Genomic DNA, 24093 nt, shown 5'->3' with positions numbered 1-24093 from the left:
CGATATCGTAGGTTACGCCAGCAAAAACAGGAAAATAAGCGGGAAAACCAATCCGGCAACCGCCAGTTTCCAGCCGCGCTTCTTAAACGTAAAATTTCCATACTTGATCATGAATGCGCCTGTAACGGCAATCAGGATGAGCGACAGTCCGAAGATGTCCGAGTAATAAATCCACCAGTTCGACGTGTTCTTGTGCAGCTTCATGGTCTGGCTAATCAATGGCGTGTTCTTGAAAGCCACGACTTCACCTTCGCCCGTTTTCAGGTCGATTTCCACATCATGCTTTTCATATGACAGTCGCAAATTGCCTTTCTTCACGTTGTGTCGGCGGAATTTGTCCTTGATTTGGAGTTTCTCGCCCAAATCCTTCGCGTATTTTTCGGTGACGGCGGCTTCGTCAATCGGCCCGACATTCACTGGGCGCGTTTCCACCGTATATTTTTCCGGATGCCACATGTCGCGGTGGTTCATCAGGATGCCGGAAAGGGCAAAGGAAATAATCAATCCCAGGTAAAAATAACCGAGGTCGCGGTGCAGGTTTCTGACGGTAGCGTGTTTCATTAGAACGTGTAATTAATGGCGGCGGAATAATTTCTCGGCGCAATAGGGTTGAGGCTGTTGTCGTCGTGGATGTTGTAGTTGAGTTCGTTGAAGATGTTGGCCAGTTTGGTCTGGAGCGTGAAATCTTTCCATTTGTAGGCCAGCGTCGCATCCATCTGGAAATAGCCGTCAAGCGGAATGAGTTTGTAGTTCGGGTTGGCCGCCGTCGTCGATCTTCCAGCAAATCGGTCACCGAAATACGTATTGATTACCCCAAAGGAAAGTCCTTTGAATTTGCCCGCTTCAAAGCGATAATTGGCACTGAGGTTGGCCGTATGTTTCGGGTTGTAACGCAATTCGCTGCCTTCCACGAACGTATTGCTCTTGATGTATTTGGTTTCGTTGAAACTATAGCCTGCAATGATTGTCAGGCCGGCCATCGGGTTGGCGCTCAAATCCAGTTCCACGCCTTGCGAACGGGTTTCGCCCGCCAATTCCTTGATATTTGAATTGGTATTGCCGTTTTCCAGCGAAATCTGGGCTAGGTTGCTGTTCGTGATTTGATAGACCGTGACGTTGGCAAACAATTTCTCGCCGAAGAATTTGTTCTTGATGCCAACTTCATATTGGTCGATGATGGACGGCTCGAGCGCGTTGCCGTTGATGTCTGTACCGGTATTCACCTGGAATGAATTCGAGTATGTTGCGAAGACTGACTGGTTCTCGGTCGGCTGGATGATGAGCCCGATGCGCGGCGAAAAAGCGTCGTCATAGGCATTCAGCGGCGCGTCGTCGGTATTGGTCGTGTAACGGCGGATGAGCGTTTCGGTGTCTTGGTACGAATAACGGATGCCTGCCAAAAGTTTCACATGCTTGCTGAACGACACCAAATCCTGCACGTAAATCCCGAATCGGCTCACGGGAACAGTCGTCAGCGTATTGCGGTTCAGGCTGTTGATCGCCACTTCATTCGACGGATCGTAATCCTCGAAAATATTGACGGTGTCGTAATATGGAATGCCTTCCGGATGCGCCGGATTCCCATAGAATAAATTGCTGTTGGAGAAACCTAGGTAAGCCGTCGTGTAGGTTTTGTACCGTTCCGAATCGGCGCCCGCCAAGAGTTGGTGCTTGATTTTTCCCGTGGCAAATTCACCTTTCAGATCCAGCTGTTGCAAGAAGTAATTGTCTTTCACTTGGCTGCGTTGCAGGTTGCGGTTCCAGTTCCCGGTTGCCGAAACCGTGCCGCCCGAAGCGTTCGGACGCGTGTTGCTGAACAGATCGGTATCGTAGTAACGGATGGCGTTGATGAACGTCAGGTTCCATCGGTCCGATAATTCATGGGTCAATGTCGCCGTCGTGGTCAGTTGCTGCGCATCGTAATAACCCCAGCTCACGCCCAAAAATCGCTCACGCGGGATATCGACGATTTCATAGTTGACGATGCCCGCGCCGAAATCAGGAGTGGCGGTGCTGTTGAGGTAGTCGCCTTCCACTAAAAGTTCGGTATTCTTGCCGAGTTTCGCCAGGAACGAAGGGTTGAAATAGTAACGTTCGGCTTGTACTTCGTTGCGGAAGCTCTGCGCATTCACATACGCCGCATTGACGCGATACGCCACTGTTTTCTTTTGGTCGAGGCTGCCATACACATCAAATGTCGGTTTGTATTCGTTGAAACTGCCCGAACGGAAGCCTACTTCGCCGCCGAAATCAAATCTTGGTTTTTTCGTCACCAGATTCAAAACGCCGCCCGCCGTGACATTTCCGTACAGGATGGCCGCGCTGCCTTTGAGTACTTCGGCACGTTCCAAACCGCTGGTTTCGATGTTCATGCCGTTGAAATAGCGCACGCCATTCTTGAACGTGTTCGAACTTCCCATCGATGAACCGCGCGAAGCGATTTCTTCCTGATAACCGCCGGTCGTGCCCATGATGTACACGCCGTTGGTGTTCTTCAGCAAGTCGCTCATGGTATTGATTTGTTGGGCTTCGATGACGGCGCCGGAAATAACCGCCGTCGCCTGTGGCAAATCCATCGGCGAAATGCCCGCTTTACCAACGCTGACCGCTGTTTTTTCACGATGCGCATTCAGGGTGATTTCGGGCAATACATCACCGTTTTTTGTTTTTACTGTGTCGTTGTCCCACGAGGTGGTTTCTGGGTAATTGTACTGGGCGGTGTCTTGTGCTGAGAGGTTGCAGGCCATCAATAAGGCGGAGACAAAAAGGGCAGGCTTGAACATTAATTTAGATTTGATAAAAATAACGCCGCAAATGTAATCCCGGAAAACCGTTGTACAAAATTATTTAGAACAAATCTTAATAGAATTTTTCAACAACTTGATTCGCATCCGGAAAGCCCACGAAAAAAGATATGAACAACCGCATACACAATAGAAAAACCTATTACATTTAATCGGAATTTCGCGAAGGGGAAACCACATCTTACATGACACGATTTTTGGGTTTTGTGGCGCTGCTGTTGCTGCTCGGATGCACGTCGCATCGGGCCGAACGCGTAGAACGGGCATTTTATTTCTGGAAAAGCGATTCGCAGATTTCCCGCGCCGAGGATTCATTGATTCAGGCGGCGCACGTCGGTAAGTTGTACGTGAAGTTTTTTGAGGTGGAACCAGACAGCATTCTGGGCAACCGGCCGACGGCAAAATTGCAGTTGTATTACCACAACGACAGCCTCAAAATCGTCCCGACGGTGTTCATCCGCAACGAGGTTTTTCGCAACGCGACCAAAAAATCACTCGATGCGCTGGCCGGCAACGTCAATTTCCTGTTGCATAAATATGCCCGGCAAGGCCGTTTCTCCGGAGATTCCATTACCGAATACCAAATGGATTGCGACTGGACCAAATCCACGAAAGACAACTATTTCTATTTTCTGGAAGCCCTGAAGAAGGTTTCGGGCAAGCAAATTTCCTGCACGTTACGTTTGTATCCGTACAAATACCAAAAGGAAATGGGCGTGCCGCCTGTGGATCGCGTCATGCTGATGTGTTACAGCCTGAACAATCCGCTCGACGACAAATCAACGAATTCAATCCTTGATATGCGCGAACTCGACAGCTATCTCGGTAGCGAATACCCGTTGCCGCTCGATATCGCATTGCCGACATATTCCTGGATGCTCGTTTACCAGAACGACCGTTTCGCAAAGCTGCTGCGCGCCGAACCATCAGATTTCAACCAAACGCTCAAGCCTTTGCGCCCGATGTGGTTCGAGGCCACACAGGACATCGTCGTTGATGGGTTTTATGTCCGACGTGGCGACCGCATCAAATACGAAATGGTATCCGGGAAACAATTGGCCGACGCCGTGGCACGCATTAAAAAACGCGTCCGGCTGGACGATCAAATCACGGTCGCTTTTTTCCATCTCGACCAGACACAACTTAAACTGTATAAAAGTGAAGAAATCAATCATTTGTACACTCTTTTTACTGACTAGCCTGACACCGGGTTACAGTTGCGGATATTCGTTCGAGGGCGATACGCGGTATTGTTTTTTCCACGCGTATCTCAACGACTATCCCGGCTACAGCTTGTTCAACTACACGACGAGCGTCTTTTACGGCAGCCCGGACGATGTTTATTCGGACACCGCTTTCGGTTATCCGAATGTATCATTGTGGGCAAAGTACTGCAAAGGGAAGATTCCGAATGCCACCATTGAGGAAGCGGTTTATGCCTTGCCATCGACCGCCATCAAGCCCGGCGCGGCCAATGCCATGATCAGCTATCTGTACAAAATCAAAGACTATGACGCGGTGAATTATCTGTTCTTCGCCAAACGCGCCGAGAAGTACAATTCCCGGTACGACGATCCGTGGGAACGCAACGCAACGGCCACTATCCCGGAGCGCCAACAATGGATCGACGAAGCCCTGAAACGCGCCGGTCAAGTGAAATCTTCCGAGCTGAAGCGCAGGTATTATTTCCTGGCCATCCGCTTGGCGCATTACAACGACGACGGCGCTTTGGTCAACCGGATTTTCGATGCACATGTCGCCAATACCAAAACCGAGGATATCGTCTATCATTGGAGTTTGTATTTCAGGTTGTTGCACGAGCCAGACCAGACCAAGCGGTATTATTACGGTGCGCTCGTATTTGCCCATGCGCCCGACAAGCGCAACCGCGTCATCGGCGATTTTGACTACGGTGTTTTTCCGGATTTTGACGCTTTGTTCAGGCTGGCACGCAACAAGACAGAAATCGCCAACATTTATGAACTGATGACGATGCGCAAGGTAGACCGCGCCCTGGATCAACTTAAATTGATCCATGCGAATAACCCAAATTCGGCTGCGTTGCCTTTTTTGGTGCAACGCGAAATCAACAAAGTGGAGGATTGGATCTTGACGCCCTATTATTCGCACCTCAGTCCTGCGCTCGACGGCAACCATAAGGAAGACGAAAACAGCGAAGAATACGCCAACGAACGCGTCGTGTTGCAGCGTTCCGAAGAAGATCGTTTGTATGCCAGACAATTGCTCGATTTTGTCCGAAACACCAAAATCGGGACGGCGAAAGATACCGAAATGCTTGCTGTGGCCAAAGCGCATCTGGCTTTTCTGACGCGCAATTACAACGGATGTCTGGAGCAAATTGCGGTGCTGATGAAAAAACCTTCCAAAAATCCGGATTATCTCAACCAACTACAGAGCATCAGGGCGCTGGCACTCGTCGCGCGGCAACCAAATGGCAACGCCATCATTCCGAACGACATCAAACCATTCTTGATGAGCGACTATGCCAAACAAAACCGGAAAATCTTGTTTTCTGTCGGGCGCGAACTGGAATACCTGGGCAATACGACCGATGCCGCGCTGTTATACGCGTTGAGCACCGATGAAGTCATGTGGCGTTCGGGCAAAAATGAAAAGTTATACTACGGGCGCTATTATTACGACTACATGGATTACATCGACGCCATGTATTCAACCGGCCAGCTCACGGCGTTACTCGAGGCTATCGAAAGCAACACGGCGCAAGACGATTTTTCGCAGTGGAAGTTCACGGCTATTAAAACCGGATACGTTCGGTTGAAAGACCTGCTCGGGATGAAATACATCAGGACCAACCAGCTTGACAACGCGTTGGCGAGTTTCCGGAAAGCGGAAGCGGCTGGCGCAACAACACACCTTGATCACAACCCGTTTTACGAAATCCCTTATACGCCGAAATTCATCACGCGGCGCGACAGCATTGAATTGACCAAATCCGGTGTCACCGAAAAGCTCATCGATTACCTTAAAAGGAGCAACGACCCGAAAAACAAAGACCGTGATTATTACAGTTTCCTTGTCGCAACTTGCTACTTGAACATGAATTATCAGGGCAATAGTTACCAGATGCGGCGTTATGGCTGGTCCACCAATGAAGAACCGGACGAAATGCCCGACGAGCCGGAATACCACGGCAATTTGCTTGCGAAGCAATACTATTTGCAGGCGATGGATCAGGCCAAGACCAAGAAATTCCGGATGCTTTGTCTGCGGATGGCCACACGGTGCGAGAAATTCAAACTCAGCTACGACTACAATTCCATGCGATACGAAAAGCAATCGCAGGTCAATTACGACTCATTGCTGGCCTCGAATGCGTACTATAAAAGGCTTTACAAAAAGTATCCGAAGGCGGAAGAACTGTCCAGTTGCGAGTCATTCGCCCGTTATTTCGAGGCGCGCCGCTGATTATCTCCGCTTCATCGGGAAAAGCTCAGTCACGGGTTTGCCCTTTTGCTGGCCCGAGATTTCGGCCACCAGCGAATCGTTCGTGATTTTGGTGTAGGTGATTTTCTGCGGAAAGTCGTGCGTGGGGTTTGCGAATACCAATTTATTTTCTGTCGCCGAAATCATCTTGAACGCCACGGGTTTTTCCTCGTTTTGCCCCGGAACCGAAACGATGTATTGCAACGTGTCGGCGCGTTGGACGAGGTCTACGGTTTCGGCAAATACGGTGTCTTTCCCCACGACGAAGGAAGCCCGGCTCTGGTACGTGGAATCATTCGCCTTTGCCCAACTTTCGGCGTAATTTCCGCTGGCGGATTGGTTGCCCCAATCGCCCAAGAACCAATCGGCTTTTTTGATCAGCGCGTATTTTTCCGGTTGTTGCGCGGCGGCCGAAGGTTTGCTGTTTTCATTGCGGCACGCGCCAAAGGCAAGGCCGAGTAAGAGTAAGGTTTTGAGTCTCATGGTTTCTTTTTCATGCCGAATTTCTCGCTGACCGGTTTGCCTTGTTGCTGGCCGGATATTTCGGCCACCAGCGAATCGTTCGTGATTTTCGTATAGCTGATTTTTTGCGGGAAATCATGCCCTGGGTTTTCAAACACGAGTTGCTTGTCCGTCGCCGAGGTCAATTTAAAGTCGATAGGTTTGTCGGCGTTTTGTCCTTTTACGGTCGGCCGGTAAATAAGCGTGCCTTTCTCTTCGAGCAACACCATACTTTCTGAATGGATGGTGTCTTTCCCGTGGATGAAAAAACTCTGGCCTTTGAACACCGAGTCGTTTTGCTCTTCCCAGTTTTCGCTCAGCGTGCCGTTGGGCATTTTGTTTTCCCATGCGCCGATGAGCCATTCGGCCTTGGCGATTTGGCGTGCGGCGGCAGTGTCGTTTCTTTGTTTGCAAGAAGTCAATGTCGCAACGAGCGCGGCGGCAATCGTGATTTTCTTCATAATATTCATTTTACAACGCAAAACTAAACTTCTTGTGGGTAAACAAGAAACCTTCGCGCTCATAAAAACGGTGTGCATCTTCGCGCATCAGGCCCGAAGTCACTTCCAATTGCAGCACGCCATTGGCCTTCGCGATTTCCTTGCAACGGTCCAAAAGCAGTTTCCCGATGCCGCGTCCGCGTCCGTTTTCGGTGACGAACATTTCCTGGATTTCACCTACCAAACCGCCGTGGTGCAATAGGTGTTGCGCATGGCAACTCAAATACCCGACGGGCAAGGCGTGCGCCCAAGCCATGAGGTAAATGTTGTTCGCGTTGCTGGCGTTTGCTACATAAATTTCCCATTGCGCCGAACGGTCAAACACTTGGCCTTCGAGCGTATTGATGAATTGATACACATATTCGAAATCGTCGATGGTGGCAGGTCTGATGTGGATGGCTTCCATAGGTTTTGCAGCGCTGGGGAAATCGGTTCGGCTTGCCCAAATTTAGGAAAATTACCGCACAACCAACCTTGCATCGGTGTGACATTTTTTCGTACTTTTGCGCTCCAATTACACAAGGAAATGTTAGACAGATTACAGATTGTGAAGCAGCGTTTCGATGAGGTGTCAGACCTGATCATCCAGCCCGATGTCATCGCCGACCAAAAGCGTTGGGTTGCGCTCAACAAAGAATACAAAGACCTCAAGGCGCTCGCCGACAAACGCGACGAGTACGTCAATATTTTGGGCAACATTGCCGAAGCCAAGGAAATCATTGCGGACGGTTCAGACCCGGAAATGACCGATATGGCCAAGCTACAGCTCGACGAAGCCAGTTCCAGGTTGCCCGAACTCGAAGAAGAGATCAAGTTCATGCTCATCCCGAAAGATCCAGAAGACGCCAAGAACGTCATGGTCGAGATCAGGGCCGGCACCGGTGGCGACGAAGCCTCGATTTTTGCCGGCGATTTGTACCGCATGTACACCAAATACTGCGAAGGCCGCGGCTGGAGAACTTCTGTTGTCGATATGAACGAAGGCACCGCGGGCGGCTTCAAGGAAGTTATTTTTGAAGTCACCGGCGAAGACGTGTACGGCACGCTGAAATTCGAGGCCGGCGTACACCGCGTACAGCGCGTGCCGCAAACCGAGACCCAAGGCCGCGTGCACACCTCGGCGGCCACGGTCATGGTATTGCCCGAAGCCGAAGAATTCGATGTCCAGATCGACATGAACGACGTGCGCATCGACTATTTCTGTTCGTCAGGTCCGGGCGGGCAGTCGGTGAACACGACCAAGAGTGCCGTGCGTTTGACGCACATCCCGACCGGTTTGGTGGCGCAATGCCAGGACGAGAAATCGCAACACAAAAACAAAGACAAAGCCTTGACGGTGTTGCGTTCGCGCCTTTACGAAATGGAACTCGCCAAGAAGCAGGAAGAAGACGCGGCAAAGCGCTCGTCCCAAGTGTCCAGCGGCGACCGTTCGGCCAAAATCCGCACGTACAATTACCCGCAAGGCCGCGTGACCGATCACCGCATCAACATGAACATCTACGATTTGCCCAACTTCATGAACGGCGACATCCAGAAAATGATCGACGAGATTCAATTGGTAAATAACACAGAGAAGCTGAAAGAAGCAAGCGAAGTGTTCTAAAAAACAGGCCGGGTTTTACCGGCTTTTTTTATGGCGTTGCCCTGCGGGCCGCGCTGAGCTTCGCTCGATATCTTCGAACAAAGTTGCACTTCGCTCTCGATAGTGCTATATCTTTTACTGCGCTCCGCTGCGTAAAAGGATGTCGCTGCAATCGCTAACGCAATGTGGTGCCAGCCGCAGCGTTTTTCTTTGGTTTGGACTTGTCCAAACCTTTTGTTTTTCGCTGCCGCGGGCTAGTCACCTGTCGGTGCGACTTACTTTGCACCGCGGCAAAGTAACAAAACGCGGCGGCACATGAAAATTCGCTAAAAAACTGGCCGCCTTCGCTAAACTGCGGAGAACTGCTCATGGATCAATATTGTTTTTTCGGAATTCGCCAATTCGCTGCGCTCGGGTCGCTAGCGCTCAAACAGCCCGCAGTTCTTAACGCTCACTCGCTCAGTTTTTCTTTACGCAATTTTCCTGAAGGCCGCACTAAGCGGATTGGGTTTATATTTTCGGCTCGCTATCGCCGCGCCCGAAAAGAGAAGACTTCCAAAACCAACTTTCGGTTAGACAAATCACTATTGTTTCCAGAATGGTTTCGGTGTGGTTCTTCGGCCTACGAACCCAAGTCGTCAGAAAACAAGGATAAAGCTGAGCGGGAAATACCGTAGAGTGACGACCAAAGGAGGAACGGCTAGGTATTGGAGCGAAGCTTTGACGTAGTTTTCAAGACTGGTTCGTCAGCCTTGACCTTTTGTTACTTTTGGGTCAAGCCAAAAGTAAACCGCCGGTAGGCAATATTTTGTTTCTTTTTCTAAAAGAAAAAATGCCTCGGTTTGGACAAAGTCCAAAATAAAAGCCGGATGTCGCGGCTTCGACAAACCCTTAGCCCGGATGGCAGCGGCATCCTTTTGCGCAGCGCAGCGGAGCAAAAGATACAGCGAACAGCCGGAAATAGCTCCTAAAAAACTATCTTTGCACCATGACTTCACAACAACTGACCCAACAAATCCTAGAAAAAAAATCATTCCTCTGCATCGGGCTTGATGTAGATATCCAGAGAATCCCGGCGCATTTGGCCAATGCCGAATTCCCGATTTTTGAGTTCAACAAAGCCATCATCGATGCCACGCATGATTTGGCGGTGGCGTACAAACCCAATACAGCTTTTTACGAAGCCCACGGCGTAAATGGCTGGCAATCATTGAAGAAAACGATTGACTACTTGAACGAGAATTATCCTGAAATCTTCACCATTGCCGATGCCAAGCGTGGCGATATCGGGAATACGTCGTCTATGTACGCGAAGGCATTCCTAGAAGATATGGGTTTTGATTCGGTGACGGTGGCGCCGTATATGGGCAAGGATTCGGTGGAGCCGTTTCTGGCTTTTGAAGACAAGTTCGCAATCCTGCTGGCCTTGACCTCTAACGAAGGTGCTTTTGATTTCCAGACCAAGGATAGCGACGGCAAACCGTTGTATGCGCACGTGATCGAGACCTCTAAAACCTGGGAAAATGCCGACCGATTGATGTATGTGGCCGGCGCAACCAAGCCGGAATATTTCGCCGATATCCGTAAAATGCTTCCCAACAATTTTCTTTTGGTTCCGGGCGTGGGCGCGCAAGGCGGCAGTCTGGCCGAGGTGTGTAAGTATGGCATGTCTGAGAACATCGGGTTGCTGGTGAATTCTTCGCGCGGGATCATTTATGCCTCAGGCGGCGACGACTTTGCCGAAAAGGCGCGGGAAGAAGCCTTGATTGTGCAGCAGGAAATGGAAAAGATATTGGCCTTGAGATGAAACACCTGTTGGTTTTGACATTGCTTTTTTTCGCGTGGGGTTTTTCGCAGACCGTAACGCCATCTGCATTGGCCGAACTGCAGCCGAAAGCGCCTGCGGAAATCAAACAATATTTCCTTGATTTGGGTTGGCGGCTTATGGATGAGCATACTTCCGAAAAGCCGCAACGCGGCGACATCGTGATGATGTCATCGCAAAAAGCCGACGCGGCCACGTTGCACCTGACGGTTTTCCACGAACTGGGTACGGCGGCCAAGAACAGGCTGTTTATCAAAACCAGGAACAAAGAATTTTTTGAGGCGTTTAAAACAGGTATTGAACCAGCGGGCTTTGGTTTTATTTCGACCAAAACGGCGGGCAATAAAAAGACCGTGACCTACCGCAGCCAAACCACGACAATGGAATTGGTGAGTTACCGCAACGGCAACGTGTTCAGCGATTTTGAGGTTTGGGTGTTTGACAATAGCTATGAACGCGATTTGTACCATTTCGGGAGCGGGAAATGAAGACTTTGACAGACCAATTGGGCAATCGCCTTTCGTTTGAAAATACGCCGAAACGCATCGTGTCGCTCGTGCCGTCGCAGACCGAGCTGTTGTACGACTTGGGTTTGGAAGCCGAAATTGTGGGCATCACGAAATTCTGCGTGCATCCGTTTCATTTGAAATCCACCAAAGCCATCGTCGGCGGAACTAAGCAAGTGAAAAAGGAGAAGATTGCCGCTTTGCAACCCGATATCATCATCGCGAACAAAGAAGAGAATACCGCCGAAATGGTGGTCGAATTGCGTGAAATATGCCCGGTTTGGGTGACCGATATCGTTACGATTGACGACAGTTTGCAAATGATTTCCGACTTCGGGCAACTTTTCAACCGCCGAACCGAAGCGCAGAAATGGGTCGACAAGATTAACTTCGCGCGCACCGACTTTTATCAGTTCATCGCGCCATTCCCTGAACAAAAAGCGGCGTATTTCATCTGGAAAAACCCGTATATGGCGGCCAGCGAAAATACTTTCATCAACGAAATGCTGCGGCTGAACAAGTTTAGGAATATCTACGAAGGCAACCCGAAAACACCGGGCCGTTATCCGGAAATCATCATCCAGAAGATCAGGATTCAGGGCGATCCTGATGTGGTGTTCTTGCCGTCTGAACCCTATCCGTTCAAGGACGAAGACGCTTTCGAGATTGGCCGTTTTACGCACCACGCCAAAACGGTTTTCGTGGACGGCGAAATGTTTTCCTGGTATGGCTCGCGGTTGGTGAAAGCCTTCGCGTACTTCAAGGCGTTGCACCAGCGGATGGCCGAGCCTGTGTCGTGATGACTGACGTCGAAGGTCGAAGGTCGAACGTTGAACGTCGAACGGCCAACCACCGACGATCAAAAAAAAGGCCGGCCATTTTACAATGACCGGCATTCTTTTTAACTAACTCTAACCAAATAATAAAAACCCTTTATTATGTAACAAAGATAAGCGGGGAATTTATTATACAGTGTTAAAGGTGTGTTATTTCTATGTTACTGGGAACCAAAAGTTTTAAAGATTTCAAAGTTCAACGTTCAAAGTCAGGGTGACGGGATTCTCAACTTTGGACCTGAAACCTTGAACCTTGAACTATTTCTTGTCCTGCACCGCAAACACTTTCTTCAACAATTCCGACGTGCGGGCGGTAACGTCTTTACGGATGTTCTTTTCTTCGACGGCGACCATTTTGAATACGCCGTCCATAGCTTTGTTGGTCACGTAATCGTTGAGGTCCGGGTTGACGTCTTGCGTGAGCGGCAGGCTGTTGTATTTGGTGATGATGTTGGCCCAGACCTGATCGGCGCCCACTTTGCCGAGTGATTTTTTGACCACCGGATTGAATTTCGCGTACAATTGTGATGAAGTGCTGTTTTGCAGATAGACGGTAGCCGAATTGTCTGCGCCCAGCAGGATGTTCTTGGCGTCATTGAAGGTCATGTTTCGGACGGCATCCACAAAAATCGGCGTGGCTTCCTTTACGGCATCTTCGGCCGCGCGGTTGAGCACTTTCAGGCCTTCGTCGGCGAGGCTCGAGAGCCCGACATCGCGCAGGGTTTTGTCCACTTTCTTCAACTCGTCGGGCAACAGGATCTTGACCATTTCATTCTTGTAGAAACCGTCTTTCAAAGTCAGTTTCGAGACTTGTTTGCTGATGCCGTTGTTGAGCGCCTCTTTTAATCCGGAAGCGATTTCGGCGTTGCTCAACCCGCCGGCTTGCGGCAGTTGGTTGACGGCTTGCTGGAGTTCCGCGCAACCGGAAAGGATGAACAGTATTGTGATAGGGAGGAGTTTTTTCATGGTAATTGAGATTTATGGGTGCAAGGTTCAAAGTTCAAGGTTCAAGGTTTTCAACTTTTGAACCTTGAACTTTGAATTATTTCTTGTCCTGCATCGCAAATACTTTCTTGAGCAACGGCGAAGTACGGGCAGACAAATCCGTCCTGATGTTGTTTTCCTCGACGGCAATCATCTTGAACACGCCTTCAAGGGCTTTCTGGGTGACGTAGTCGTTGATGTCGGGGTTCACTTTTGACACGAGCGGCATGTTGTTGTATTTCGAGATGATGGAATTCCAGATTTTGTCGGCGCCCACTTTCCCGATGGATTGCTGTACAATGGGAAGGAATTTTTTGTACAGTTCAGACGAAGTGGCGGTTTGGAGGTAATTTGTGGCTGCATCGTTTTTGCCTAACAAAATGTTCTTGGCGTCGGCGATGCTCATGTTCTTGATGGCGGCCACGAAGACTGGTGTGGCTTCCTTTACCGCATCTTCAGCCGCGCGGTTCAGGGATTTGATGCCTTCGTCGGCCAGGTTGCCCATGCCTACTTTCCGTAACGTCTTATCGACTTTTTGCAGTTCGCCCGGCATCAGGATTTTTACGGCTTCGTTTTTATAGAACCCGTCTACAGCGGTGAGTTTCGAGACTTGTTTTTCGACGCCCTTGTTGAGCGCTTCTTTCAATCCGGCGGCGATGTCTGTATTTCCGGTAGGCACGCCGGTTACGGTAGATACTTTTTCTTTGGCCTTGTTGAGCAGGCCGTCGAGTTGGGCATTGGCGGCAAACGGCACAAAAGCGAGTAGAATAAGGATTTTCTTCATAGTGGTAAAATTATTAAAGCGCGGCGCGCTGGCAAAGAGCGTGCCGTTAAAGTTTTGTTTTTTTATGTCATGTTCATTGGGGTAAACGGATGCCCCAGTTTTGCGGACGACCGCGCAGCGATTTGTGTACCCTTGGTATGTGTCATTATTTGCTATCTTTACGAAACTCAACGTACGAGGCATGAAGCCAGCAGAGATCTTTCGCCATCCATTCGACGGACCAAAAACAGTTTACCTTACGGCGACGGCCATTGGGCTGGCGACAGTCAACGTGGCCACCGATTACACCTATGCCCAATTCCATGGCACGGGGTTCTATGGGTCGGAGTCGTCTTTGTTCAGTACGTTTTGGTTGCTGTTTGCCATTTCATTGCCGTGGTTTGTCTGGAGAGTCGCGAAAACAAGGGCACGCCGATGGCTTCCGTTGCTGGTGCTGGCTGCTGCCGTGCTGCACTTGTTGGCGTACCCGGCATTGGTTTGGGCATTGTCGGCGCTTTTTTATCCGCAGGTTTTCGGTTATGGCCAAACCTTTCGATACGCACTTACCATGTACCCGGTTTACGCCGCCTTGATTTATGGCGCGGTTGCCGTATATGTTACCGTGACGAGGTCAAACGGTGACGGGGCGGTGCCTGCCGTTGGGTTTCCCAGCCGGATTCAAGTAACCGGTCGACGGAACAGCCAAGTGCTATTGGATGTTGAGGGCATCATTGCGGTAACTGCCAGCCCGCCCTATGTAGACATTCGGCACCGGTCGGGTAATTATCTTTTGACCGGCACCTTAACCGGCATGGCACAGCGACTTGATCCTGCGCGATTCGTCCGCATCCATAAATCGCACATGGTGAATATCGAGTTTGTTGCCTCGGTGCATTCCCGACGTAACGGCGACTATGACATCGGTCTGTCCGATGGTAGTATTCTCCGTCTAAGTAGGGTGTATGCCAAAACCTTCAAAGCCGCCCTTGCTGCCAGCCAACGGCTTGCCATAGAATAAACACGTGTCGCAACATTGGTTTTTTTTTCTTGGTCGTAACTCGACAATTTTGGCCTAAAAAACCATGGACATAAAAACCCTTATTGTAACTGCTTTGGCAAGCATCGTCTTTATTGGATGTCAAAAGTATCCGACTGAAAAGTTCAAGAAAGAAACCTACCAAACCGAAGTCATCGGCGGTGGTTGTGATGGTTGCGAACTCATGTATGCGGGAATACCCGAAGCGATCTTCCCAACAGATACGAGCGCTGGCTGGCATGAGCCGGGAACGCGTCTGGTCATTTCGGGAACTGTATTCAAACGCGACGGGAAATCCCCGGCGGACGGTGTCATCCTCTACTACTGGCAAACCGATGATACAGGCAAATACACGCCAGGTCCCGGGCTCCATCAAGAGGCCCTTCGTCACGGGCACATCCGCGGCTGGATAAAAACAGGACCCGACGGGCGATACCGCATCGCGACCGTCAGGCCCGCACCATATCCGGGCGAAGACATCCCGGCGCACATCCACTTATCTGTGAAGGAACCCAACCTCGCCAACCCGTACTATGTGGACGATATTAATTTCGACGACGATTTATTGTTGTTGCCATATACCGAAAAATATCCGCCAGAAAACCGAGGAGGCAGTGGCATAGAAAAAGTAGCGACCCAACGCGGTGTGCAGTATATGCAACACGATATCACGTTGGGGCTTCATGTCCCCGGCTATCCAGGAAAAAAAATGCCGGAGTATTCAGGGCTCGAAATCGGCGACAGGCAACCGTCTTTCATGCCCTTCCATGCCTATGGCCCCGACAAAGGATCCCGCGCCTGTCCGGTGTGCAAGTACGGACGTCGGGACGGTATTTTGTATTTCGTGGGGACGCGGCCCAACTGGAGTGAAATCGAAGCATGGCTTGTTTTCCTGGAGCAGGAAGCCGCCAAAAGAAGCGACGCCTTGAAGGTTTACTTTATTTATGGCGACCCATCGGGTTACAGCAAGCCCATGCGGAACACCCAACTGGAAACCTTGGGCAGAAAATTGAACATCACCCACACGGCCCTTACACACGTGCCGTCTTTCTCGGATGTCGAGTCAGAGTGCCACTTGAATCAGATTAATCCGGAAGTGTCCAATACGTTCATCATTTACCGCAACGGCCGGATTGCCGATAAATACCTCAATCTTAAGCCCGGAGCCAACGGCTTTGCCCAACTGACCAAGATTTTGTATCCCGCCAGCCGGTAGCTCTTCGATGTCAGCCTTGTCGAGGAAACCTTTCAAGTCGTATATTCGCGCCGCATAACGGAAACTTCATTAAACCACGTGCCGTTAACCTAGTCTGTCCCCATGGTTTAAAAAAGCGAGAAAATGACAAAAAAAATTATCCTGGTTCTTTTATTCATCTGTTCTTTTCATACGGTCACGGCGCAATACAGCTATGGCGACCGCTGGTACAACAACCCGCTCGGTTTTGAACCGTTGAAGCTGCATACCTCCATGGGTTTTATTGTGCCTGCCGTGGCAGTGGGAACTTGTCTTTTGTTGATGAAGAAAGACCCGTCATTGGCACGCAGGCTATCGTTTTACAATGAGATCGGCGTGTCTTGGGGTTACAAGTATCCGTATATGTTCCTGCCAAGCAATAATACGGGAATCAACTACCAACTCAGGAAGTTCATGTCTGTCGGGGTTGAGCTGGATGTGCTTTTTCCCCGGGATGATTTCAACCAGACGACTGGATTTGCCATCAGGCCGTTCGCCAGGTTCTATGCGCTCAACAAGCCGGGCTGGCGATTGTATTTCGAATCAGGAGGCGGGTTCGTTTACACGGCAACCGAGTTTCCGAAACCTACCGACCAGGATGGCAGATTGGGCTTGAAACTGAACGGGCTCACCAAATACGGACTGGGATCCGAAATCAACGTCACCGAGAAGACCGCCGTGATGTTCGGTGTTCGGCACGTCCACATTTCCAACGGCAACGCGAAAGGCGTGGAGCGAAACCCGTCGCATGACAGTAATGGCTTTTTTGTAGGGCTAACGCATACCCTTAAATAGGGTAACACGACGGTCATGATTGTTGGCGTTCGCGCCTCATCATTGAACTGGGTATTAATTCGCCAACTGTTTTGTCGAACCCTTGGGCTTTATCGCTCATCATTCAATTCCGATTCGTCATCATTGAAATTCGACGATTCTTTATTGAAAAATTCCGTCACCTCCTTCTCGTCTGCACGGTTCTTACGCACGAGATAGACAATCAGCACGAGCGCCAGAACGATGACGCCACCAATAATTATCCAATTTGTTTCCATGACGATAACCTTTCCCTAAAGGTACGCCGAAATCAAGATTTCGGTCCAGTAACCACATTATCAAATTGTTATTTGGCAACACTGCCGTCGAGCCATGCGGTAAATCCGCGGCAGGTTCACATCTGGTTATCCGGCAGCGGTCAAGAGCAACAGCAACGTGGTTTCGTCGGTGCCCGATTGTTCGTGATAGGCGGGCCGGATGAGGTAGTACAATAGGCAGTCGAAGAAAGGATCGCCGTCTATGGTGCCACCGGTTTTCAGTTGGATTTTCCCCGCCGAGGCATCCAGCCCATACGACAAGATAAGTTTCTTGCCCGAACTGATCCGCCATTCGGCCAGCGGATTGTTGCCCACGCTAAGCACATAGCCCTGTCCTTTCCAACTGAAATTGTAGCTGGTGCCGTACCATCGAACGGGTTTGATTCGCGTGAGTTCTTTATTCGCGGCATCTGTAACAATCAGGCGCGATCGGAAAATGCCTTTTCTTTTTAACCGATAGACCGTGCCGTCGGGCAAAGTAATCGTATCTGACGAGAGATTGAGCGTGGCGCGTGGCCGCCCTTGCACAAGCAAATCAATGCTTTTGTTGCCGTTAGTTTTCCATTTCTTTTCCATTTTTTGTCTTTTTTGTTGAACAATAAGTCGCCGTGGATATTGGTGTTATGACAAATAAAGGGTTATCAAATGGTTAAATCTCGCGGCTTTCGGGCAACGCGTTAAATCGTTTGGAGTGTGACGATGCAATTGATCCTGACCTGGTCTTGCACTTCCAATGCATCCAGGAAGTCTTTCAGTGCTTCTTTCTCACCGGCCAATTCTTCCATTCTTTTTTTGGAGTGTGTCGAGATCTCGCCATTGCGTTCCTCATCGCTGAACTCCTGTAAATGATGGAAATTGATCTTGTATTGGATCAAGTCGAACAGTAGCGTCTTGGCGCTGTCCCGGGAAAAATCGCCGTGGATCAGGTCGGTGTAGTGCGTTTTCATGCTGATGTCGTTTGTGTGATGTGTCTTCATAATGTTGACTTTAGGGGTTACAGTTGTTGCAATACATCGGGTCTTCCGAAGTCTTGCCGTGCGGAAATTTTGATTCGGCCGTATGGTGACACTTTGCACACGTATACACATGGCTCAGTGTTGAATCGGTTGGGCCATGACAAAGGCGGCAGGGCAGGCCTGATTTGGCTTGTGTAATGCCAAAGCCGGGTGTGTCACACTTCGGGCAGCACGAGTGTACCTTCTCGAGCAGCTTTCGCGTGGCGCGTTCAATGACTTTCATGCGGGTAGGGTTGTACATGGCGCGCATATCGGTTTCCGAGTACACCGTCCCGAAATGTTCCATGAGGTACCGATACGAAGAACGCAGCGCATCGGCATCGGTAATGCCTTTGAAAACCTGCTTGTGGCTGTCTTTGTTGTCGCGTAAAATCAGGGCGTGCGACGGAAACAAAGCTTGCTCGGCAAAGGCGTCCAGTTGGGCTTCCGAATGGATGAATGCCCCGTTGAAATTGGTTTCTGTCGTGAGCTCGCGCGCTACGATTTCCAGCCCGTTTTTCTGGTCGATGAGCACCACGAGTTCATCGTCGGCATGCGAAAAGAACAACGTAGGATGTGGCCCGAATGACCCTTCGCTCCCGATGCCCAAGTCACAACCCGACAGCGCCATCGCCATCAGGCATTTGTTGCGCAAGGTGGTGAGCGCATCGTCCTTTCGTTCAATCTCTCCCGTAAACGTGCCCAACACATCGGTATCGAAACCTTCGGCGATTTGGGAAATGACACCCAGCGATCGATCTACTAGCGGAGTAATGACAGCTTCCTTGCGGTGCTTTGTCGCGATCACCAAGTGTCGGTCCTCAAAATAATGCCTTGCCGAAGTCATGGTCACGTCAGTCTCTGCTTTTTCGGGCGTCATGGCTTCCTTGTTTGATGGCGTTCAGGAAAAAGAAGATGGACGATCCGGCCCACAGTTCAGACAGCCAAACGGCGCCGAACGCGTTAGAGAGGCATGCGGCGCCGAGCAGCATACAAACCGTGAATATTACATCGTGTTTCATCTTAGTGTATTGAAATGGTCGATTCCAGCGCGCAGGATTGCTGGTTGCGCAATGCTGTCTTAGCTGCATGCAAACCGTCTTGCAACTCTTTGATTCTGGTTTCCCGCATCTTGATGTCTTCTTCGTTGTGCGTCCGCTCGATTTTCCGTTCGTGGAACTGTATTTTCACCTGCACGACTTGGGTGAGCAGGTCGATGGCATCGGTAGCGGAAAATTGTCCTTTCAGTAACTGTAAATCCATAATGATTGGGTTTATTGGCCTTGGCCCAGCGAAAAGGCCGGCTTGCCGTCAAATTCATACAAGTTTTCGGTTTTGATGACATCCACGCCATTGTTTTCGGCCTCTATGAGCAACTTGACGATGTGTGATTTGTCGATGTGTTTGCCTTCCACCGGCTTGAACCGGCAACGCCAATGGTCTGTGCAAAATGTTTCAGGGAAACCGTCCGGATACACCTTGATGCCGCGGTTGGTGATCATGGTAAGGCTTGCGCCGGCGTTGTTGATTTTTTTCACCTTTCCCGCCAGATCGTTCGGGTCAGAACCGCCCCAGTGGACGAAAAGGTCCACACCTACGAGGTTTTTGGCCGATGGCGCTTTGCGGACGTATTTTGGCAACTGCAATTGTACATCCGTGGCGTAGCGTACGGCATTCAGCGTCGATGGTTTTTGCCCGAGGTTTTCGATGACCGCCTGCGCGAATTCCTTGGTACCAACTTTTTTAGTGCTGGTACCTTCCTTGAAAATGTCATAGGTGTGGATGCCATCTTCGATCGTTTTCAGCCAGGCATTCTGCACTTTCTCGGCTATGTCTGCCTGCCCGATGTGCGTGAGCATCTGGATGGCACCCTGTAACAACCCCGATGGATTGGCCATATTTTGCCCGGCACGTCTGGGCGCCGACCCGTGGATGGCTTCGAACATGGCACATTGTTCACCGATGTTTGCCGATCCGGCCAGCCCGACCGACCCCGCAATCTGGGCCGCCACGTCGCTCATGACATCGCCATAGAGGTTCGGCATCACGATGACGTCGAACGCTTCGGGCGTGTCGGCCAATTTCGCGGCACCGATGTCGATGATCCAGTGTTCGTTTTCAATGTCCGGGTATTCTTTGGCGATTTCGTCAAATACCTGATGGAACAGGCCGTCGGTTTGCTTCATGATGTTGTCTTTGGTGAAGCACGTCACCTTTTTTCGCCCGTACTGTTTGGCGTATTCGAAGGCGTAGCGCACGATTTTCTCGCAGCCCGGACGGCTGATCAATTTGAGACATTGCACCACTTCATCGGTTTGCTGGTGCTCGATGCCGGCATATAGGTCTTCTTCGTTTTCGCGGATGATGACCAAGTCCATGTTAGGATGTTTGGTATCCACGAACGGATGCAGGCTTACGCACGGCCTGATGTTGGCGTACAACCCGAGGAACTTCCGTGTGGTCACGTTGAGGCTTTTGTACCCGCCACCTTGCGGTGTGGTGATGGGCGCTTTGAGGAAAATCTTGTTCCGGCGGATGATGTCCCAGGATTCGTTGCTGATGCCTGACGTGTTGCCCGAGAGGTAGACTTTTTCGCCCACCTCGATTTCGTCGATTTCGATTTTTGCGCCCGCCGCCTTGATGATGGCCAGCGTGGCGTCCATGATTTCCGGCCCGATGCCGTCGCCTTTGGCTACTGTAATGCGTGTCATGTGTTTTGATTTTGACGCAAAGTTGTAGCATATTTTCCATAAGTTTTTATTTAAATTTGTAATGTGATACATAACTAAATTTTATGAACTACACTTTGGGCCAGTTGCGCGTATTCCTTAAAATCGCGCAAACCATGAGCATTACCAAGGCTGCGGACGAGTTGCACCTCACGCAGCCGGCGGTGTCGATACAGCTTAAAAATTTTCAGCAGCAGTTTGATGTGCCGCTCATCGAAATCGTAAACAAGAAGCTCTACGTGACCGATTTTGGGAAAGAGATTGCGCGGTCGGCAGAAAAAATCCTGGACGAAGTGCACGCCATCAATTTCAGGATGCATGCCCACCGGGGCCAGCTCACGGGAAAGCTCAAACTTTCGGTCGTTTCGACGGGAAAATATGTGGCACCGTACTTCGTCGCGGATTTCATCACCAGCAACCCGGGCATAGAACTATTGATGGACGTCACCAACAAGGCGCAAGTGGTCGCCAGCCTCGAAAAGAACGAAGTCGATTTTTCATTGGTGAGTGTCTTGCCAGACAAGTTGCGGGTGGAAAAGGTAGAATTGATGCCAAACAAATTGTTCGTCGTGGGCAACGGCCAGCAGCGGTTTCGCAAGACACCGCACGACAAGAGCATCTTCGGGTCCATCCCGCTGATTTACCGGGAACAGGGCTCGGGCACACGGCACGTCATGGAAAAATACGTGTTGCGGAACAACCTGCCGGTCATCAAGAAAATGGAACTCACCAGCAACGAAACGGTCAAGCAAGCGGTCATTGCCGGGCTTGGCTATTCGATCATGCCTTTGATCGGGATCAAAAATGAACTCGAAAACGGGCAATTGCAAATCATTCCGGTAAAGGGTTTTCCGATTAAATCAAACTGGTACCTGATTTGGCTCAAGGGCAAACCGCTTTCTCCGGTGGCGACGGCCTACCTGAATTACATCAAGGCCGAGAAAGATGAAGTGATTGCCAAGCGGTTCGGGTGGTGTGAGCGGTATTAAGATGCGTTTGCAATACCGATGGCGCGGATTTGCAATCCGGCGAAGGTTTTTATTCGCGCTTCGGGCGGTAGCCATTAAGATCGCTTTTGCTTACTTTTTCCGCTTAATTCCATAAAGTCATCCCGCCCTGTAAAATACTCCAGCGCAATCACCAGCAGCATCGAACTGACCACATAGATTTTCTGCATGACGAACGATGCGTCCAGGTAACCCAATCCGAAGCACATGAAGAACCCGTAATAGGTCAACAGGCAGGCGATACAAAAGAATTTGAGCCAATGGCGTCTCGACTTCAGCAGAAAAACGGTGACGGTGAATAGGCCCAGCAACGTCAGGACAATGGATATCACCCCAATGTCGTGCAAGGGCGTCGCAATCAAGAATATGAATATGATGTTTAAAATACCGATAAACCTCAGTACACCGGCCCAGCGTCCCGAAGCGATTTTCTTGGACATATGGATAAAGAACAGCCCATAACCCACCGAGTGGAATGCCATGCCGGCGATGGCCCAAATCCTGCCCGGATTCTCGGATCCGTTGATCGCTTTTTCCTCAAAGAGGTTGCTGAAGAAATTTTTTGACCAGCCAAACCCGACCGAATTTTTGTCGAGCAGCGAACCTCCGGGATATTTCATGGCTGCGATGACCATTAAAATCACCGATGCGGCCAAGCAGATGGCGACCGAATGCTTGTTGACTATGGCTTTAATCATAGGATTGAATTTAGTTTCTGGGCGGGAATGTATCTGCCGCTGATGGTATCGGCGTCGGGCCACGCCATTTTTCCCAAAAATAGGGAATTGGTTTTAGTTTTTTAGTGGCTGGTTACGAGTTGCTGGTTGCTAGTGGCTAGTCGTTAGTGGCTAGTTGCTAGTGGCTAGTTGCTGGTGGCTAGGAGAAGTGGTCTGAGTGCTGAATTTGTGAATTCGTGTTGGCTCGGAACCGATGGTGTGGATTTGTAATGAGGATAGCGCGGATTTGCGAAGTTGGCGCGGATTTGCAATCCGTGCTTAGTTCTTTTGTCGCACTTCGTGCTCTGTGTCGCTGCCGCTGGGCTTACTTTAACTCACAGTTTTCATTGCTTTTTTAAAGGATTCGTTGAATCTCGCAAACTCGATTTGCCTCGCCGCAACCCGAGCCCGAAGGGCGAACGGAGCGAACACTACTGTGAAATATTAAGGGGTGAGCTAAAGTAACAAAAGGCGATGCGCCCGTTTGCTCGGCGACCTGCTCGCATTAGTCACCTGTCGGTGCGACTTACTTTGCACCGCGGCAAAGTAACAAAACGCGGCGGCGCATGAAAATTTGCTGAAAAACTGGCTGCCTTCGCTGAACTGCGGAGAACTCGCTATCGCTCAAACAGCCCGCAGTTCTTAACGCTCACTGGCTCAGTTTTTCTTCACGCAATTTTCATGAAGGCCGCACTAAGCGGAATGGTTTAATATTTTTAGCTCGCTGGGGCAGCGCTAAAAAGGGCCGACGTTTTCACAACAGGCTTTCTGTAAAATCGATGTGTTTTAGCGGCTAGAAAAAATGAGAGGAGCGTTCGGTTCTGTGAATTTGCGGAAGCGCAAAAAAGGCTGCCGGCGTCGCTGCCGGCAGGTAGTGGGTCAGATGTTTTCCTCCCCACGTTGCGCGGCGCCCCGAAGTGGACTCGCATTGGATCCGCGACGCGCAAATGTATAAAAAATGGGAAAAGGTTTTACTTCGGGGCTGCGGAACACCGCGATTTGGTGTTGCCGCCATGGCGGCATAAAAAAAGCAGGCCTGAGCCTGCTTTGTCGTGGTGTAAAGTAATTATCCTGCCAATTCTTGTTTCTTGGTTTCGATGGCGGTGATGAAAGCGTCCACCTCGGTGATTTCCTGGTTTACCCTGGCCAGGTCCATTTCCTTTTCCAAAAGTGCTACCGAACCGTAGCTTTCGCGCCTGTTCTCGATGGTGAACTTCTTGTACTCCAGTCTGGTTTTCTTATCCATGGCCTCGTCTTTGGAAGGGCCGTCGGGCAACACGCTGATGATGGTCTCGGTGGCTGCGATCTCGGCAATTACCCCTTGCAGGGCAGCGTCGAGTTCGAGGGCGGTCTCGGTGAACCTTGCGGTCATCCGTTCGTCAGAAAGTCTCTTGAATGTCAAGTCAGCTTTCTCTTTGGTAGCCAGGGCGAGCAACACGTTGCAATCGGCTACTTGTGTCAGGGTGTGTACTGAGTAGTTCATGATTTCTATTTTTTATTGGTTGAACTTGCCCGGCGG

Annotated in this window: 26 protein-coding genes; 10 read left to right on the top strand and 16 right to left on the bottom strand. The window is 50.3% G+C overall.

Annotated features, from left to right (window positions below; genetic code table 11):
* Nucleotides 1-12: 12 nt before the first annotated feature.
* Entirely contained in the window at nucleotides 13-561 is a 549-nt protein-coding gene (locus ACM9J1_RS13515; RefSeq protein ID WP_415582604.1) for a PepSY-associated TM helix domain-containing protein, read from the bottom strand.
* Nucleotides 561-2783 (bottom strand): TonB-dependent siderophore receptor, encoded by a 2223-nt coding sequence (locus tag ACM9J1_RS13510; protein ID WP_415582603.1) that lies wholly within the window; start codon nucleotides 2781-2783, stop codon nucleotides 561-563. Before ACM9J1_RS13510 ends, ACM9J1_RS13515 begins: the two co-directional genes overlap by 1 nt.
* Nucleotides 2784-2989: 206 nt before the next feature.
* On the opposite strand from ACM9J1_RS13510, the gene ACM9J1_RS13505 reads away from it, so the two are divergent.
* Nucleotides 2990-4003 (top strand): hypothetical protein, encoded by a 1014-nt coding sequence (locus ACM9J1_RS13505; protein WP_415582602.1) that lies wholly within the window; start codon nucleotides 2990-2992, stop codon nucleotides 4001-4003.
* A complete protein-coding gene (locus ACM9J1_RS13500; protein WP_415582601.1) occupies nucleotides 3963-6251 on the top strand; it encodes a hypothetical protein in 2289 nt (762 codons plus the stop codon). Before ACM9J1_RS13505 ends, ACM9J1_RS13500 begins: the two co-directional genes overlap by 41 nt.
* Here ACM9J1_RS13500 and ACM9J1_RS13495 read toward each other — a convergent pair whose 3' ends face one another.
* From ACM9J1_RS13495 to ACM9J1_RS13485, 3 genes are read right to left on the bottom strand one after another with little or no spacing between them, the layout of a single operon-like run.
* The gene (locus ACM9J1_RS13495; RefSeq protein ID WP_415582600.1) at nucleotides 6252-6752 is read right to left on the bottom strand and encodes a DUF6265 family protein; all 501 of its coding nucleotides are present in this window, start codon (nucleotides 6750-6752) and stop codon (nucleotides 6252-6254) included.
* The gene (locus tag ACM9J1_RS13490; protein WP_415582599.1) at nucleotides 6749-7231 is read right to left on the bottom strand and encodes a DUF6265 family protein; all 483 of its coding nucleotides are present in this window, start codon (nucleotides 7229-7231) and stop codon (nucleotides 6749-6751) included. The genes ACM9J1_RS13495 and ACM9J1_RS13490 overlap by 4 nt, the downstream gene beginning before the upstream one ends.
* Nucleotides 7232-7241: 10 nt before the next feature.
* The gene (locus ACM9J1_RS13485) at nucleotides 7242-7676 is read right to left on the bottom strand and encodes a GNAT family N-acetyltransferase (RefSeq protein WP_415582598.1); all 435 of its coding nucleotides are present in this window, start codon (nucleotides 7674-7676) and stop codon (nucleotides 7242-7244) included.
* 120 nt (nucleotides 7677-7796) lie between these two features.
* Here ACM9J1_RS13485 and prfA point away from each other — a divergent pair, with 120 nt between their 5' ends.
* From prfA to ACM9J1_RS13465, 4 genes are all read left to right on the top strand, one after another.
* Complete coding sequence (gene prfA / locus ACM9J1_RS13480; RefSeq protein WP_415582597.1) at nucleotides 7797-8873, top strand: peptide chain release factor 1; 1077 nt, start codon at nucleotides 7797-7799, stop codon at nucleotides 8871-8873.
* A 967-nt stretch (nucleotides 8874-9840) separates the two neighbouring features.
* The gene (gene pyrF / locus ACM9J1_RS13475) at nucleotides 9841-10659 is read left to right on the top strand and encodes an orotidine-5'-phosphate decarboxylase (RefSeq protein WP_415582596.1); all 819 of its coding nucleotides are present in this window, start codon (nucleotides 9841-9843) and stop codon (nucleotides 10657-10659) included.
* Nucleotides 10656-11165 (top strand): hypothetical protein, encoded by a 510-nt coding sequence (locus tag ACM9J1_RS13470; RefSeq protein WP_415582595.1) that lies wholly within the window; start codon nucleotides 10656-10658, stop codon nucleotides 11163-11165. The genes pyrF and ACM9J1_RS13470 overlap by 4 nt, the downstream gene beginning before the upstream one ends.
* Nucleotides 11162-11983, top strand: coding sequence for an ABC transporter substrate-binding protein (locus ACM9J1_RS13465; RefSeq protein ID WP_415582594.1), 822 nt, complete (start codon nucleotides 11162-11164; stop codon nucleotides 11981-11983). The genes ACM9J1_RS13470 and ACM9J1_RS13465 overlap by 4 nt, the downstream gene beginning before the upstream one ends.
* Before the next feature lie 294 nt (nucleotides 11984-12277).
* On the opposite strand, the gene ACM9J1_RS13460 is transcribed toward ACM9J1_RS13465, so the two are convergent.
* Together ACM9J1_RS13460 and ACM9J1_RS13455 are read right to left on the bottom strand one after the other, a co-directional pair.
* Nucleotides 12278-12985 (bottom strand): DUF4197 domain-containing protein, encoded by a 708-nt coding sequence (locus ACM9J1_RS13460; RefSeq protein ID WP_415582593.1) that lies wholly within the window; start codon nucleotides 12983-12985, stop codon nucleotides 12278-12280.
* Between the two features lie 76 nt (nucleotides 12986-13061).
* On the bottom strand, nucleotides 13062-13787 hold the full coding sequence (locus ACM9J1_RS13455; protein WP_415582592.1) for a DUF4197 domain-containing protein: 726 nt from the start codon (nucleotides 13785-13787) through the stop codon (nucleotides 13062-13064).
* 181 nt (nucleotides 13788-13968) lie between these two features.
* Here ACM9J1_RS13455 and ACM9J1_RS13450 point away from each other — a divergent pair, with 181 nt between their 5' ends.
* The 3 genes from ACM9J1_RS13450 to ACM9J1_RS13440 all read left to right on the top strand — a co-directional run bounded on the left by ACM9J1_RS13450 (nucleotide 13969) and on the right by ACM9J1_RS13440 (nucleotide 16831).
* The gene (locus tag ACM9J1_RS13450; RefSeq protein WP_415582591.1) at nucleotides 13969-14784 is read left to right on the top strand and encodes a LytTR family DNA-binding domain-containing protein; all 816 of its coding nucleotides are present in this window, start codon (nucleotides 13969-13971) and stop codon (nucleotides 14782-14784) included.
* A gap of 64 nt (nucleotides 14785-14848) precedes the next feature.
* Nucleotides 14849-16018 carry a dioxygenase family protein gene (locus tag ACM9J1_RS13445; RefSeq protein ID WP_415582590.1) on the top strand — a complete coding sequence of 390 codons (1170 nt, stop codon included), beginning with the start codon at nucleotides 14849-14851 and terminating at the stop codon, nucleotides 16016-16018.
* A gap of 123 nt (nucleotides 16019-16141) precedes the next feature.
* Nucleotides 16142-16831, top strand: a complete 690-nt coding sequence (locus ACM9J1_RS13440) for an acyloxyacyl hydrolase (protein ID WP_415582589.1) — start codon at nucleotides 16142-16144, stop codon at nucleotides 16829-16831.
* An 89-nt stretch (nucleotides 16832-16920) separates the two neighbouring features.
* Here the strand turns inward: ACM9J1_RS13440 and ACM9J1_RS13435 are convergent, their stop codons facing one another.
* The 7 genes from ACM9J1_RS13435 to ACM9J1_RS13405 all read right to left on the bottom strand — a co-directional run bounded on the left by ACM9J1_RS13435 (nucleotide 16921) and on the right by ACM9J1_RS13405 (nucleotide 20833).
* Nucleotides 16921-17088 carry an LPXTG cell wall anchor domain-containing protein gene (locus ACM9J1_RS13435; RefSeq protein WP_415582588.1) on the bottom strand — a complete coding sequence of 56 codons (168 nt, stop codon included), beginning with the start codon at nucleotides 17086-17088 and terminating at the stop codon, nucleotides 16921-16923.
* 126 nt (nucleotides 17089-17214) lie between these two features.
* Complete coding sequence (locus ACM9J1_RS13430) at nucleotides 17215-17703, bottom strand: hypothetical protein (RefSeq protein WP_415582587.1); 489 nt, start codon at nucleotides 17701-17703, stop codon at nucleotides 17215-17217.
* A gap of 101 nt (nucleotides 17704-17804) precedes the next feature.
* On the bottom strand, nucleotides 17805-18104 hold the full coding sequence (locus ACM9J1_RS13425) for a hypothetical protein (protein WP_415582586.1): 300 nt from the start codon (nucleotides 18102-18104) through the stop codon (nucleotides 17805-17807).
* 10 nt (nucleotides 18105-18114) lie between these two features.
* Entirely contained in the window at nucleotides 18115-19002 is an 888-nt protein-coding gene (locus tag ACM9J1_RS13420) for a DUF6671 family protein (protein WP_415582585.1), read from the bottom strand.
* Nucleotides 18977-19144, bottom strand: a complete 168-nt coding sequence (locus ACM9J1_RS13415) for a hypothetical protein (protein WP_415582584.1) — start codon at nucleotides 19142-19144, stop codon at nucleotides 18977-18979. The genes ACM9J1_RS13420 and ACM9J1_RS13415 overlap by 26 nt, the downstream gene beginning before the upstream one ends.
* A 1-nt stretch (nucleotide 19145) precedes the next feature.
* Nucleotides 19146-19385: a hypothetical protein gene (locus ACM9J1_RS13410; protein ID WP_415582583.1), complete on the bottom strand. Its 240-nt coding sequence runs from the start codon at nucleotides 19383-19385 to the stop codon at nucleotides 19146-19148.
* An 11-nt stretch (nucleotides 19386-19396) separates the two neighbouring features.
* Nucleotides 19397-20833, bottom strand: a complete 1437-nt coding sequence (locus tag ACM9J1_RS13405; protein WP_415582582.1) for an NADP-dependent isocitrate dehydrogenase — start codon at nucleotides 20831-20833, stop codon at nucleotides 19397-19399.
* 83 nt (nucleotides 20834-20916) lie between these two features.
* Between ACM9J1_RS13405 and ACM9J1_RS13400 the strand changes: the two genes are divergently transcribed.
* Nucleotides 20917-21840: a LysR family transcriptional regulator gene (locus ACM9J1_RS13400; protein WP_415582581.1), complete on the top strand. Its 924-nt coding sequence runs from the start codon at nucleotides 20917-20919 to the stop codon at nucleotides 21838-21840.
* Between the two features lie 74 nt (nucleotides 21841-21914).
* Here the strand turns inward: ACM9J1_RS13400 and ACM9J1_RS13395 are convergent, their stop codons facing one another.
* Both ACM9J1_RS13395 and ACM9J1_RS13390 read right to left on the bottom strand, forming a co-directional pair.
* Nucleotides 21915-22556, bottom strand: coding sequence for a hypothetical protein (locus ACM9J1_RS13395; RefSeq protein WP_415582580.1), 642 nt, complete (start codon nucleotides 22554-22556; stop codon nucleotides 21915-21917).
* A gap of 1084 nt (nucleotides 22557-23640) precedes the next feature.
* Nucleotides 23641-24057: a hypothetical protein gene (locus ACM9J1_RS13390; protein ID WP_415582579.1), complete on the bottom strand. Its 417-nt coding sequence runs from the start codon at nucleotides 24055-24057 to the stop codon at nucleotides 23641-23643.
* Nucleotides 24058-24093: the final 36 nt, after the last annotated feature.

The organism is Flavobacterium longum, assembly GCF_965137575.1.
Classification (GTDB): Bacteria; Bacteroidota; Bacteroidia; order Flavobacteriales; family Flavobacteriaceae; genus Flavobacterium; species Flavobacterium longum.
Note: the sequence above shows the minus strand (reverse complement) of the source record. Positions and strands in the feature narration are given on the sequence as shown.